Origin of the sequence: Streptomyces canus, assembly GCF_030816965.1 — a bacterium.
Classification (GTDB): domain Bacteria; phylum Actinomycetota; class Actinomycetes; order Streptomycetales; family Streptomycetaceae; genus Streptomyces; species Streptomyces canus_E.
Genome location: NZ_JAUSYQ010000002.1, coordinates 6,382,034 through 6,395,280 on the forward strand (window position 1 = coordinate 6,382,034; position 13,247 = coordinate 6,395,280).

General features: G+C 69.8%; 10 protein-coding genes. 4 read left to right on the forward strand and 6 right to left on the reverse strand.

Translation table 11 applies throughout. The annotated features are described in order from the left end of the window. Window positions 1-117 precede the first annotated feature (117 nt). The 3 genes from QF027_RS30425 to QF027_RS30435 are packed head-to-tail and all read left to right on the forward strand — an operon-like array spanning window position 118 to window position 5,605. Entirely contained in the window at window positions 118-1,581 is a 1,464-nt protein-coding gene (locus QF027_RS30425) for a glycosyltransferase family 29 protein (protein ID WP_307078276.1), read from the forward strand. Continuing rightward, window positions 1,578-3,911 carry a glycosyltransferase gene (locus QF027_RS30430; RefSeq protein WP_307078278.1) on the forward strand — a complete coding sequence of 778 codons (2,334 nt, stop codon included), beginning with the start codon at window positions 1,578-1,580 and terminating at the stop codon, window positions 3,909-3,911. The genes QF027_RS30425 and QF027_RS30430 overlap by 4 nt, the downstream gene beginning before the upstream one ends. 2 nt (window positions 3,912-3,913) lie before the next feature. Further along, window positions 3,914-5,605 carry a hypothetical protein gene (locus QF027_RS30435; protein WP_307078279.1) on the forward strand — a complete coding sequence of 564 codons (1,692 nt, stop codon included), beginning with the start codon at window positions 3,914-3,916 and terminating at the stop codon, window positions 5,603-5,605. Here QF027_RS30435 and QF027_RS30440 read toward each other — a convergent pair. From QF027_RS30440 to QF027_RS30465, 6 genes are all read right to left on the reverse strand, one after another. Further along, entirely contained in the window at window positions 5,595-6,860 is a 1,266-nt protein-coding gene (locus tag QF027_RS30440; protein WP_307078281.1) for an NAD(P)/FAD-dependent oxidoreductase, read from the reverse strand. The genes QF027_RS30435 and QF027_RS30440 overlap by 11 nt on opposite strands. Beyond that, window positions 6,857-7,270: a GtrA family protein gene (locus tag QF027_RS30445; RefSeq protein WP_307078282.1), complete on the reverse strand. Its 414-nt coding sequence runs from the start codon at window positions 7,268-7,270 to the stop codon at window positions 6,857-6,859. The genes QF027_RS30440 and QF027_RS30445 overlap by 4 nt, the downstream gene beginning before the upstream one ends. Next, on the reverse strand, window positions 7,254-8,279 hold the full coding sequence (locus QF027_RS30450) for a glycosyltransferase family 2 protein (protein ID WP_307078284.1): 1,026 nt from the start codon (window positions 8,277-8,279) through the stop codon (window positions 7,254-7,256). Before QF027_RS30450 ends, QF027_RS30445 begins: the two co-directional genes overlap by 17 nt. A gap of 108 nt (window positions 8,280-8,387) precedes the next feature. Continuing rightward, window positions 8,388-9,230 (reverse strand): FkbM family methyltransferase, encoded by an 843-nt coding sequence (locus tag QF027_RS30455; protein WP_306977148.1) that lies wholly within the window; start codon window positions 9,228-9,230, stop codon window positions 8,388-8,390. Window positions 9,231-9,319: 89 nt separating this feature from the next. After that, a complete protein-coding gene (locus QF027_RS30460) occupies window positions 9,320-10,663 on the reverse strand; it encodes an alpha-2,8-polysialyltransferase family protein (protein WP_307078286.1) in 1,344 nt (447 codons plus the stop codon). After that, window positions 10,663-11,649, reverse strand: coding sequence for a glycosyltransferase family 2 protein (locus tag QF027_RS30465; protein WP_307078288.1), 987 nt, complete (start codon window positions 11,647-11,649; stop codon window positions 10,663-10,665). The genes QF027_RS30460 and QF027_RS30465 overlap by 1 nt, the downstream gene beginning before the upstream one ends. 198 nt (window positions 11,650-11,847) lie before the next feature. On the opposite strand from QF027_RS30465, the gene QF027_RS30470 reads away from it, so the two are divergent. Further along, complete coding sequence (locus tag QF027_RS30470) at window positions 11,848-13,215, forward strand: DUF6716 putative glycosyltransferase (protein ID WP_307078292.1); 1,368 nt, start codon at window positions 11,848-11,850, stop codon at window positions 13,213-13,215. Window positions 13,216-13,247 lie beyond the last annotated feature (32 nt).

A 13,247-nucleotide genomic window follows, 5' to 3' on the forward strand; every position in this document is an offset into this window, starting at 1 on the left:
GTCCCGGTGAGTTCACCTGTATGTCGTTTTGGCTTTCTAAGTTCGCCCAGAATCCCCCCACGTCGCAGTAAACCCGTGAACTTGTCTTTGCTTTGGCAAGAAAACAACAGGAGTGCCATGACGACGGTCCAGAAGAGGCGTGCACGCGCGCGTGGAGGGGAGCTGGACGAGTGCCTGCGCGCCTGCGCGGCGCACAGCGGCAAGGTCGTCGGCAGTGTCGACCGGCGCCGCGTCGAACTCGGCGAACAGCTGCGCAAGCTGCTTGTCGTGTGGGGGACGACCGCCACCGCGGCCCCCGCGACGCCCGCCCCGTCCGGTGCGACGGCCCTGCTCAAGCGGGCCGTCAAGGGCGCCCCGAGCCCCACCGCCGGCATCCCCGCCGAACTGCTCGACGCCTTGCTCGCCGTCGCCAACAAGGCCCTGGAGTGCGGTTACGACGACGAGCTGAACCTCGCCCTGATCATCAGCGACACCGTCCTCGCCCAGCGCAAGAACTCCCGCGCCGGCTGGCGGCTGCGCGCCCGGCTCCTGGAGGCGCTCGGTGAGGAGGCCGAGGCCCTGGAGGCCTACGAGCGCTATCTCGCCCTCACCGACGACGACGGTTTCGGCGTCCGCGCCCGGATCGCGGGCCTGCGCATCGCGGGGGAGAAGGAGCGCGCGCTCCTCGACCTCCTGAAGCGCCAGGTCCCCGGAGCCCGCGCGTTCGCCGCCCGCCCTGCCACCGACGTGTGGGCCGAGGGCCTCGCCGCGCATGCCGTCGGCGACTGGGCCGAGGCCGAGCCCCGGCTCGTGGGAGCGCTCCTCTCGCTGACCGACGAGAGCGCCCCCGTGCAGGAACGCCAGGAACTGCTCAGCCAGTACCTCGACCTGCGCTCCGCCGAGGACACCGACCTCGCCGCGCTCACCCAGGCCGTGGCGCTCTACGCCGAGCAGCGCCGCAACCGCATGCGCGGTCCGGTCACCGACCCGACCGTGGGCGGCGTGCAGTGGATCACCCTGGGCGAGTTCCGCAACCAGATCGCCGGAAAGTCGATCTGCCTGATCGCCAACTCCGGTCGGGTGGGCGCCAGTTCGATGGGCGCCGAGATCGACGCGTACGACCTCGTCGTCCGCTTCAACTCGTACCGGATCGACCCGAAGCACACCGGCAGCAGGACCGACATCCACGCCACGATCCACAAGCACGGCTTCAACTGGGACCAGCACGTCACCACCCGGCTCGTCTTCGGCGGGGTCTCCGGCGACTGGAAGTACTCGCTGCGCAACCGCCTGGTGCCCGGCGCCCAGACCTACCTCGGCGACGAGTCGCTGCGCTGGCCCGTGCGCAACATCGGCAAGGTCTCCACCGACGTCTGGTCCGGCATCCCGACCACCGGCTTCAACATGCTCTACCTGCTGGACTTCCTCGACGTCAGCCCGAAGCTCGACCTGATCGGCTTCGACTTCTACGAGAGCGGCCCCTACCGCGTCCAGGAAGCGATGAAGCTCGCCATCACCTCCGTGCACGAGTACACCAGCGAGAAGGCATGGGTCATGGAGCGGGCCCAGAGCGCGACCGACATGAGGATATCCCTGCGATGACCATCAACTCCCTTACCGGGACCGCCGCCCCCCTGGCCCCGGTGACCGACGCCCACGCCCTCACCGGCAAGCGCAGGATCGCCTTCGCCAGCTTCGTCGACGAGAACTACCTGCCCGGCTTCCTCGTCCTGCTGCGCAGTCTCGCCCTGTCGAACCCCGGCGTGTGCGAGGACTTCGTCGTCCTCTACGACGACCTGCGCCCCGGCTCGATCGCCCGGATCCGCGCACTGCACCCGCGGATCGTCCTCAAGCGGGTCGACGCCGACCACTACGACTCGTACAAGAAGGGCGACCAGGACAACTACCTGGTCCGCAAGGCGTACTTCATCCTGGACGTCTTCAGGATCCGCGAGTACGACACCGTCATCACGCTCGACACCGACATGGTCGTCCTCGGCGACCTGAGCGAACTCCTCCGGCTGCGCGAGGGGCTGGCGGCCGTCCCGCAGTTCTTCTACGGGCAGCACAAGCTCAACTCCGGTCTGCTGGTCATCCAGCGCGAGTACCTGAGCGACGCGTTCTGCGCCCGGCTCGACAAGTGCGGCCGCTCCGGCGACTACGAGCTCGACAAGCACGACCAGGGCATCCTCAACGCCGTCCTGGACGGCGACTTCGTGCGCCTCGACGCGCGCTACAACTTCGTCAAGCGGCGCCTCTCGGGCGACCTGCCCGTCCCCGACGACACTGCGATCCTGCACTTCACCGGCCGCCACAAGCCCTGGCAGGGCGGTGAGAGCGGCTACAGCCTGGCCGAGGACCGCTGGCGCGAGTTCGAGCTGTCCGACGCCGACTTCCACTCCGCGTACCTGGAGTCCGCCGGCGCGCTGCACCACGACCTGATCGTGCACTACGGCACCCCGCACGTGGCACGCACCGGGGACGTCGAGGCCGCCCGCAAAGTGGCCGCCGCGCACATCGCCTCCGGTGACTACCAGGACGCCGTCGACATCCTCTCGAGCGTCCGCATCCCCCTCGACGAGGCCTGGCCGCACGAGGTCCTCGGCCACGCCCTGATGAGCGTCTCCCGCTACGAGGAGGCGAAGACACAGCTCCTGCTGGCCACCGCCGCCCCCAACCGGGCCGCCACCGCCTACGCCCGCCTCGCCCAGATGGCCTGGGTGCACGGCGACCAGACCGAGGCCCTGAAGTACGCCACGGCCGGCATGTCCGTCGACCCGACGCACCGCCCAAGCCGTCTGTGGGCGCAGCGCGCGGCCGCCGTACCGGCACAGGAACTGGGCGCCCCCGAGGACCAGTTGTCCCATGTCGCCTTCTACATGGACCGCCAGGGCAACGCCGGTGACAAGCTCCTCCCGGAGAGCGTCCGCTCCGCCTTCGGACCGGACACCACCTCCCGCCGCTGGCACTCCGTGCACGCCCACCGTCTCTTCGACGAGGCCGCCCTGCAGCGCGTCAACCGCCGCCGAGGCCTGGTCATCGGCGGCGGCGGACTGTTCATCCCGGACACCATGCCCAACGGCAACAGCGCATGGCAGTGGAACGTCCCGGACGAGCTGCTCAAGCGCATCGACGTCCCCATCGCGGTCTTCGCCGTCGGCTTCAACGCCTTCGACGGCCAGTCCTACCGCGCCAACCGCTTCCGGGACTCGCTGCGCCTGCTCGTCGAGCAGTCCTCCTTCTTCGGTCTGCGCAACCACGGCTCGATCGAGAAGGTCAGGGCCATGGTCCCGGCCCATCTGCACGACAAGATCCGCTTCCAGCCCTGTCCGACGACCGTCGCCCGACAGCTGGTGCCCGGCTGGCAGGACCCGGCCAAGCGCGACGACACGATCCTCATCAACGCCGCCTACGACCGCGCGGGCCTGCGCTTCGGCCACGACTACGGCTATTTCCTGGCCCAGATGGCCCAGGCCGTACGGGACCTGGGCAAGCTGGCCGAGGTGCAGTGCGTGGCGCACTCCCTCGACGACGAGAAGATCGTCTTCGACCTGCGTCGCGAGCACGGCATCTCGATGCCGGTCATCCCGATGTACGACTTCGAGAACAAGGAGATCCTCGACCTCTACGCCCGCACCAGGCTGGTCATCGGCATGCGCGGCCACGCGGGAATGATCCCCTTCGGCGTCGGCACCCCGATCATCAGCCTGATCTCGCACCCGAAGATGGCGTACTTCCTGCGGGACATCGAGCGGCCCGAGTGGGGCGTCTCGGTCCACGACCGCCACCTCGCCGCCCGCCTGGTGGAGCGCTCGACGGAGCTGCTCGCCGACCACGACAGGACGGTCGCCGACGTCCACGGCCGCCAGCAGGAGCTGTGGAAGGTCACCGAGGCGAACGCGGCCGACCTCCGGGTCATCCTGGGCGGCTGACCGTGACGAGCACCCTGGCCGGCGGCGCCACCGTCGCCCGGCCCCGTGCCACCGGCCGCCGCTCACCCCAGTGGTGGGCGGCGGCCGCCGTGCCGTCCGCGGTGGTCGTGGTCTACACGGCCCTCACCCGCGGCCTGACGGGCGACCTCCACTACGTCCTCGCCGCCCTGCGCACCGGCCGCGCGGTCGGCTACTCGCCGTCGGAGGTCTTCACCCACCGCCCCTACTTCTACCGGTGGTTCGTCGCGCTCCTGGACCGGCTCGCCTTCTTCGGGAGCACGGCGGTGCGCGAGGCGACGATGAACGTGGCCGGGGTCCTCCTGGCCATCGCCGCCGGTTACGCGCTGTACGTGGCGCTGGTTCGCCGCGTGGGCGCCCGCGAGGCCGCCGTGACGGCCGGCGCCACAGGACTGGCCCTGGCGCTCGCGCCCCGCAACGACTTCCTCCAGCCGGAGTGGGCGGCCGTCGTCCTCACGGTGTTCGGGGCGGCCGCCGCGCTCGGCCTGCGGCGGCCCTGGCCGGCCGCGCTGCTCGCCGCGCTCCCGTTCGGCCTCGCGGTGATGATGAAGTACTCCACCGCCGCGACCGCCGCGATCGGCGTGCTCCTCGTCTACGCGGTCGACCGGGGCCGGGCGGTACGCGTCGCGGTCCTCGGTGTACCCGCCGCACTGGCCCTGTTCGGCATCAGCGTGCTCGCCGGCAGCCATGAGTGGCAGTGGACCGAGGACATGCCGCAGATCAACCAGTCGGCACTGAGCCGCACCGGCATCCGGCCGCACTTCATCCTCGACCGTTCCCTGGACTTCCTCGCCGACCGCGCGGTGGCCAGTCCGGTCCTGCTGCTTCTGCCGGGCGCGCTGCTGCTGGTCCTGACCCGGGTCCGGGGCAGCCTGCGGCGGGCCGAACTCCTGGCGGTCGCCGCGCTCATCGGCCTCGCCGCGCAGGCGGTCGTGGTCGTCCAGGGCAACTGGTTCCTCTACCACGGGGCCCAGATGCCGGTCGTCGCCGCCGTGATCTGGGGCGTCGCGGTCGGGGGAGCGCGCCGCTCGCCGCCGTGGTGCTTCGGGGCCGTATCGCTGCTGTACGGCGTGGCGCCCGTGGTGTACGCGCAGTTGCCCAGGGGAGCCCAGCGGTCGTGGGAGGTGGGGGCGGCGGGGCTGGTCGCGCTGCTCGCGGCCGTGCTGGACGTGGTGCTGGAGAAACGGCTCCGGAACCGGTCGGCCGTCCTGGTCGCCCTGTCCGGCGTGGTGCTGCTGACCGCGAGCATCTGGCCCGGCTCCCCGCACCTGGTGCAGTACGGCAAGGTCACCGTCACCGGCGCCGAGTACCTGAAGTCGCAGCGGCGGGCCGCCGAGGACGCCGACCGCATCCGTGCCGAGCTGCCCGCCGGAGCCCCGGTGCTGTACCTCGCCTTCGGCGAGACGGCGTACGACGTCGGCCACCCGGCCCGGTGCCGCTACCCGATCGCCACGTTCCTCCAGCGCACCCGCTATCTGCCGGACGTGGCCGAGCTGAAGTCGTTCAAGGAGAACGCCGACTGCGTCGACCACGACCCGGCCCCGTACGCCGTCCTGGAGCGGCCCTGGTTCCAGCCGGGCCGCGTGGACCCGGAGCTGTGGCGCCGGGTCACCGCCGTGTACGACTGCCCGCGCGGCGAGGAGGGCGCGAGGCTGGTGCTGTGCGTCAGGCGCTGAGGCCCAGGGTCCTGACGACCTCGCGGGCCATGGACACCGAGTAGCTCTGACCCCGGTCCTGCGGGTAGATCTGGGCCATCGTGGCCAGCGTGACCCGGCTCATGGGTGTCTCATGGGCCGGGATCAGCGCGCGGTACGCCGGCGTCACCACCGGCTGGGCGAAGCCGGCCTTCGAGAAGTGCCAGTCCTTGATCCAGGACTTCTCGAAGGCCGGGTTGATCCGCCTCAGATACGGCACGAACGCGTCGAGCAGCTCACTCGGCTCGGTGGTGAAGCGCCAGTCCTCGCGCTCCACGTAGTTGCCGACGTAGAGGATGTGCCGCCCGCCGTAGACAGCCGGGTCGATCATCTTGGTGTGTTCGACGACCGCGAGGAAGGGGAAGTCGGGCTCGTTGATGTTGAGCCAGTAGTACGGGATCGCACTGCGGTCCAGTTCCAGGACGAAGCAGGTGGCGCCCAGGTACTGGTTCTTCCACACCGTGTCGTCGGCCGGCAGCCCCGCCGCCTTCGCGAAGGCCGGCTGCGGGGTCGTGACGATCAGGTGGTCGAACTCGTAGGCGGAACCGTGCGCGCAGCGCACCGACACCAGGTCGCCCTCCTGCCGTATCGTCCCGGCCGCCTTGCCGAACTCCACCTTGCCGCCGCGCTCCTCGATGCCGTCCCGCAGCGCCGCGTAGACCCGCTCGAACCCGCCGTCCACATAGCCCAGTTCGAAGGTCCGGCAGTGGATCCGGGCCCACAGCCAGGCCATCGACACCTGTTCGGCGCGGTCGCCGAACTTGCCGGTCAGCAGGGGCTCCCAGACGGCCGCGGTGGCCTTCTTCCCGGCCCACTTGCGCAGCCAGGCCAGCGCGGTGAGGTCGTTGTAGCGGTCCCCCTTGCGAACCGCCTTGAGCACCGCCGAGGAGCCGGCGAAGCGCACCGCGTCGACCGGGCCGAACTCCGGGAAGCGCACCATGTCGAAGGGCGTCGTGAAGTCGATCAGCCTGCCACCCCGGTAGATACCGGTGGTCGGCCTGTGGAAGCGCAGCGCGTCCCCGAGCCCCAGCTCCTCGATGAGCGCGATCATCGCCTTGTCGCTGCGGAAGATGTGGTGGTAGTAGCGCTCCAGGGGAACCCCGCCGACCTCCAACGAGGCGGCCAGGCCGCCGAGTTCGTCCGCCGCCTCCAGGATGGTGACCTGGTGGCCGGCGCGTACGGCGTCCCAGGCGGCCGTCAGGCCGGTGGCGCCGGCGCCGATGATGCCGAGGTTCATGCGAAGCTCCACTTTCTGTTGAGCACGAACTGGAGCGCCAGGACCAGCGGCAGTGAACCCGCCTTGACCAGGTTGGCGTCGATCCCCAGACCGTCGGTGAAGGCGAGGAACAGCAGGTTCGTCAGGGCGATCCCGGTCAGCCCGACGGCGTAGAAACGCAGGAAGCGGACCACGAGCCGGTCGCGGCGCTCGAAGGTGAACCGGGCGTTCAGGGCGAAGTTGTTGACTATGCCGAGCGTGGTGCTCAGAGCGTTGGCGAACTGCTCGTTCACCCCTGTGAGGTTGTGCAGCAGCAGGAAGACGACCAGGTCGACGGCGACGCCGCTGCCGCCGATGAGGGTGTAGCGCAGGAGTTGCCGGGTGATCCGGGGCGGGGCGGGCGCGGGGGCGGTGTCAGTGGTCACCGTCACCGCCGACGACCTCGCGCACCAGATACAGCGGCCGGCCCTGTGCCTCGCTGTAGATGCGCCCTATGTACGCGCCGATGACGCCCAGCGACAGCATCTGCGTGCCGCCCAGGAACAGCACGACGCACATCAGCATCGTCCAGCCGGAGACGGTGATCTCGGGCCGGAAGAACTTCATGGCCAGCGCGTAGAGGATGCCGAGCAGCGACAGCGCGAGCACCACGAAGCCGAGCCGGGTGATCATCTTCAGCGGGGCGGTGGAGAAGCTGGTCACGCCGTCGATCGCGAGCCGGGCCATCTTGCGCAGCGGGTACTTCGTCTCGCCCGCGAACCGTTCGTCGCGGTCGAAGGCCACCTCGGTCTGCCGGTAGCCCATCGAGGCGACGATGCCGCGCACGAAACGGCTGCGCTCGCGGTACCTGCGCAGCTCGTCGGCGACCCGCCGGTCCAGGAGCCGGAAGTCCCCCGTGTCCAGAGGGATGTCCACGTCGGTGGAGGAGCGCAGGACGCGGTAGTACAGGTGCGCGGTGGCCCGCTTGAACGCGCTGTCCTGCCGGGAGCGCCGGCGCGCGTGCACGATCTCGGCCCCCTCACGCCAGGCGTCGACCAGCTCCAGGCTGACCTTCGGCGGGTCCTGGAGGTCGGTGTCCATCACGATCACCGCGTCGCCCCGGGCGAGGTCGAGCCCGGCGGTGATGGCGAGCTGGTGCCCGAAGTTGCGCGCGAAGTCGACGACCCGGACCCGTCCGTCCCGCTCCGCGAGGCCCTTGAGCAGCTCCAAAGACCCGTCCGTGGAGCCGTCGTTGACGTACACCAGCTCGAAGTCCAGCTCGGGGCGGCTGGCGAGGGCCGCGGTGAGCTCGGTGTGGAAGGCGGTGAGGCCGTCCCGCTCGTTGTAGACGGGGAGGACGTAGGAGATCAACGGCCGCCCGCGCTCCGGCTCCGGCTCCACACTGACGAGCGTGACGGGAGCCGGAGCGGGGGACGGCGGACGTATGTCCTGTTGGGTCATGTTGCGGGAAGTTATGGAGCTCCTGTGAACCGCGGCCCAACAACCCGCGTCGGTAAGGCGTCCTCCCTGTTTCTCTTCGGCTTTCTTCCGCGATTTCGGGTTCCGACGTCAGTCGCGGGGGAGGAACAACAGATTCCGCGTCCTGGGCGGCCGCGGCGCGGAGGAAGGAACGAGTTCACCGTCGAGTTCGGCGATCCAATGGGATTCGTAGCCGAGCGGGTCGAATTCCGCGAGAAGCGGGTCCAGCGGGGCGCCGGCGAGTGCCTCCAGCAATACGGAGGGCCGGTCGCGTTTCAGGACCTGCCGGGCGCCTTGCAGGACCGACATCTCGTGACCCTCCACGTCGATCTTGATGAGGTCCAGTTTCGTGTCGGCGAACACCTCGTCGAGGGAGACCAGACGAATGCGCTTGAGTTGGGCGTCGTCGGTGGAGTGCTCCAGGGTGGAGCCCGTCGACAGCAGGTTTCCCGAGAAGCGGACGCTGATCTCCGCCCAGCCCGCCGCACTGGACACGCCGGCCTGGTGGAGCCTGACGTTCTGGACGCCGTTCGACCGGACGTTCACCGAGAGCCGGGCGTGGATCTGGTCCACCGGCTCGAAGGAGTGCACCGTCGCCTGCGGAGCGGAGAGCGCGGCGATCATCGAGAAGTAGCCGACGTGCGCGCCGACATCGGCGATCGTCGTGCTCTTCGCGGCGAGCCGGGCCCAGGTGGCGAGGCTGCCGGGCTCGTAGCCGAACCGTCCGTTCCAGAGGGTGTCGAGGGCGACGGCGTCGTCGTTCACACAGAACATGACGAACGGCGGACAGTACGGGGAGTCGATCTCGGCGTAGCCCCGGTACGGGTGCTTCTTGCGGTGGACGCGGATGATGTCGCTGGTCGGGACCGGCCTGACGGATGGTGCGTGGGCCAGCATGCGGGCATTGGCTTCATCGAGCTGGTGGATACGCATCCGGCGATGGTAGGGCCAGGTCAGACGGGGTGACCTGGCCTTTTCCCGGGCGTCATGTTCCAGGTGCGCCGCGTTCACTCACGGTTCGTTCAGCGCTTCACAGCCTTCTTCAGCGCCCGGGCCCGCCGCACCACCCGGCGCGCGGTGGAGCTGCGCGGCAGGAAGGCCAGCCGCTCGGGAATGCCGCCGGGCAGGCCCAGCGAGGTGAGCCGCTTGCGCTTGAAGTAGCGCTGGGTGCGCGGCTTGAAGTGCGTCGAGAGGTACCCCTCCGCAGCCGGTCGCAAGCTCGGATAGATCTGCGGCTGCATGGTGAATCCGACCGCGGTGACCAGGGCGTTCAGATCCCCGGCCGGGATCGCGTCCTCACTCCCGCGCCCCTCCAGATCCGGCAGCACCGCGTCGGCCAGCACCACCGGGACCCGGTTGCTGTTCTGGTACGGCGTCAGCCGCTCCAGCAGCAGCTCGGTGCCGATGCGGGCGGCCGACAGGTCGTAGAGGGCGGAGGCCGTGAACAGCGCGGTGGAGAAGCAGCCGACGACCAGTGCGGGCCGTGCCTTCTGGAACAGCACCTCGGCGAGCACCGGTGTGTCCAGGACGGTGAGGTCCACGCCGCGTTTCTCGGCCTCGGCCTCCAGGACGCGGCTGAAGCGGGCCGGCGCGCTGGGGTGCGGCTTGAAGACGATCGAGCGGTGCCCCTTGGCGACCGCGCCCTTCAGCATGCGTACGTGCAGGTCCTCCTCCTCGACGGGGGAGAGGATGTCCAGGGCGGAGAGGTACTGGCCGAGCAGCAGCGCCGCGTTGTCCGGCAGCGGAGGCAACTCCTCAACGACGGCGGTCAGTTCGCCCATCGCCTTCAGGAAGGCGGACGTCGGCACCACGACCGGCGGTACGCCGAACTCGGTCAGCAGCATCGGCGTGAGGCCCGTGATCAGGTCCAGGTGGAGCAGCCGCCGCACGCGCGTGCCGACCAGCGGGTCGAGCTTGTTGCGGGTGGGGCCGTAACTCATCAGGCCGTCGGCGTAGACGTCGACCGGGGCGCCGGTGAAGATCTGGGCGACGGTGAGGGCGGGGGCGACCTGGAGGGACTCCAGGACCAGTTCGACACGGTCCTCGCCGAGGCCCCACAGCAGCCGCAGATAGCGCTCGAAGAGGGGGATGTCGTCCGGGCGGGGGACCCAGGAGCCCGGGTGGAAGGGGCGGATGGCCTCGTTCCAGGAGAGCACCTCGTCGAAGTGGTCGCGCAGGGGAGCGAAGCCCGGCATCGCGTCCAGCGGCAGTGAGGTCTCCGGCGTCGTGGTGTTGTTGAACACCAGCAGCACCCGGCGCTCCGCCTCCTCGAAGAGGTCGGAGTCGATCGCGGCGGCCAGGGTGACGGCGCCGTACAGCGTGGAGGCGCAGAAGATCTGCGTGGTGCGGGGGGTAAGGGGGGACATCACGCGGCCGCCTTCGCTGTGGTGATCCGCCGCCGCAGCCGCCGCAGCTTGGCGGAGCGGCGCAGGTCCATGGTGTCGAGTACGTCACCGAGCGCGTCCTGCGGCATCCGCTGTATGGCCGCCGCGCTCATCGCCCGCAGCTGTTTGGCCACGGACGGCTCCCACTTGGACTCGTCGGAGAGATGGTGGGCGATGATCGCGCAGTAGGTGCGCACCGCCTTGGGGAGCAGCTTGTCGGAGTCCCGGTCCGCCGCGGTCTCCTCGATGACCTGGTCGAAGGCGCGGATGAAGTCGAGCTGGCGGGCGTCGCCGATCTGGGTGAGGGAGGAGGCCACCCCGCGCCGGTAGAACACGCCCAGCAGACTCACCACGGCGAACGACTCGGCCTCGCGGTGCAGCTTCCAGATCCACGGTCGGTCCTCGGCCGTGCGCAGCCCGTCGGTGAAGTGCAGCAGGCCTTTGTCCAGCAGGCGGCGGTGGTAGGCGCCGGCCCACGCGTACGCGTAGTCGACGGAGGTCGACCGGTCGGCGGGCAGGATCTCCTCCCGCGGGTTCAGCACCTCGCCCCGCCGCCCGATCGGGACCCGGTGCACGGTGCGGGCGCGCGCGACGGTCTGCACATGGTCGGTGCGGACGAAGTCACAGCCCAACTCCTCGATGGCGGTGACCAGTTGCGTGAGGTAGCCCGGCGCGAGCCAGTCGTCGCCGTCCAGGAAGGTCAGGTACTCGCCGCGCGCCGCGTCCAGGCCGGTGTTGCGCGCGGTGGCGAGCCCTCCGTTCGTCTCGTGGTGGAGGACCTGCACCTGGGCGACGTCCGAGAGCTCCTCGGCCGCACGGTCGAGAATCGCCGGAGTTTCGTCCTTTGATTTGTCGTTCACCAGCACGAACTCGAAATCTCGCCGCGCATTCATGCGAAGACTTCGGAGGGTGTCCGGGGCGTATTGCTGCACGTTGTAGAACGGCACGATGAGGGAGAGCTTTGGCACCCGAGAAACGCTAGAAGGCGGTCCGGCAGCGGAACTTTCGGGCAGGGAGACTGTGGGTGAACTCGATGTGTCGGAACGGTGCATCCCGTGTACTTCCCGGTCTTCGGCGGGCCAGTTCGGCTCTCGGTGGGCTTTTGTTAACTTCTCGTTGATTCGCGGTTGGGCAGGACCTAGAAATTGCTTCCTAGCGTCTTCGTCGTGCCGCCAAGTACAACGAAGTCCCTTCGAATCGCCGTCCTCGCGGACTCCGACACCCGCTGGAAATGGGGTGCTCTGACCGCCGACCGCATCGCTCCGGATCCGTCCATGGAAGCCGGACCGCGAGGCGGGGCGCAAGTCGGCCTCGCGCTGGACGGATTCCTGCTGCGCGGCCGGGCCACACCCACCGCACGCCAGCTCGAGGAGGTCGGTGTGCGCGCGGACTCCCTGCGGGAGGTCACCGCCGTCGAGTTCCTGCGCGCCATGGCCGAGACGTCGTACGACATCGTCGTGCTGGCCCTGGTCGGCGGCGGCGTCCAGGCCATGCTGCACGGCCTGAAGCGGGTCTGGGAGGGGCGCGGCCAGCGGCCCGTCGTCGTCACCGGCTATGTCGGCGTCGTCTACGAGAAGCTCGCCGACGGCCTGCTCCTGCGGCACGGAGCCGACCTGGTCCTCGCCAACTCCCGCCAGGACGCCGAGCGTTTCCGGGCCGTGTACGAGGGTGTCGGCGCGGATTCCTCCTCCGTGACCGAGGTGGCGCTGCCGTTCCTGGGCGGCGCGGCCTACGAAGGCGAACACGACCCGTCTGCGAAGCAAGGGCGCAGGCCCTGCACCGTGGTGTTCGCGGTCCAGCCCTCCGTGCCCGACAACCGCAGGGACCGGGTGTACCTGCTGGAGCGGCTCGTGGGCCACGCCCGGCTGCACCCCGAGCGCGAGGTGCTGCTCAAGCTGCGCTCCAGGCCCGGCGAACACACCACGCACATCGAGGAGTTGCCGTACCAGAAGCTGATCCAGCGGCTCGATCCGCCGGCCAACTTCCGTCTGGTGTACGGCAACATGGGCGAGGTCCTCGACCGGACCGACCTGCTGGTCACGATCAGCTCCACGGCGGCGCTCGAGTCGCTGCACCGCGGCATCCCGACGGTGGTGCTGACTGATCTGGGTGTGCGCGAGGTCCTGGGCAACCACCACTTCGTCGGCTCCGGCTGCCTCGCCTCCTGGGACCAGCTCGACGAAGGGCACCGGCCGGTGCCCGACGAGGAGTGGGTGGCCCGGCAGGGCGTCGTAGCGGACGGTACGTACGCGCACGCCTTCGACGGGGCGCGCGAGCGCATCGCCAAGCTGCTGGCCTCGCCCGAGCGGCCGCCGCTGACCCCGTACTACACACCCGTCACCGCCCCCGGCTACCTCCCCGGCATCCTCGCCCGCCACCACCTCGGCCCCGACGGCACACCGTTGCCCGGCGCCCCCGTCCACGACAAGGAGCCGGGCCCGGTGCGGCAGATCGTCCGCCGCGCGGCCCGCGGCGCCTACCGGCACGGGGTGCAGCGCGTGGCCCCGGTGATCCGGCGGATGGGCGAGCTGTGAACACCTTCCAAGGCCTTTCGCAAGGAGCAGAC

Bases quoted from the DNA above. Each gene is read 5' to 3' on its own strand.
- QF027_RS30425 (WP_307078276.1), top strand. From the start codon at position 118: ATGACGACGGTCCAGAAGAGGCGTGCACGCGCGCGTGGAGGGGAGCTG.
- QF027_RS30430 (WP_307078278.1), top strand. From the start codon at position 1,578: ATGACCATCAACTCCCTTACCGGGACCGCCGCCCCCCTGGCCCCGGTG.
- QF027_RS30440 (WP_307078281.1), bottom strand. From the start codon at position 6,860: ATGAACCTCGGCATCATCGGCGCCGGCGCCACCGGCCTGACGGCCGCC.
- QF027_RS30450 (WP_307078284.1), bottom strand. From the start codon at position 8,279: ATGACCCAACAGGACATACGTCCGCCGTCCCCCGCTCCGGCTCCCGTC.
- QF027_RS30455 (WP_306977148.1), bottom strand. From the start codon at position 9,230: ATGCGTATCCACCAGCTCGATGAAGCCAATGCCCGCATGCTGGCCCAC.
- QF027_RS30460 (WP_307078286.1), bottom strand. From the start codon at position 10,663: ATGTCCCCCCTTACCCCCCGCACCACGCAGATCTTCTGCGCCTCCACG.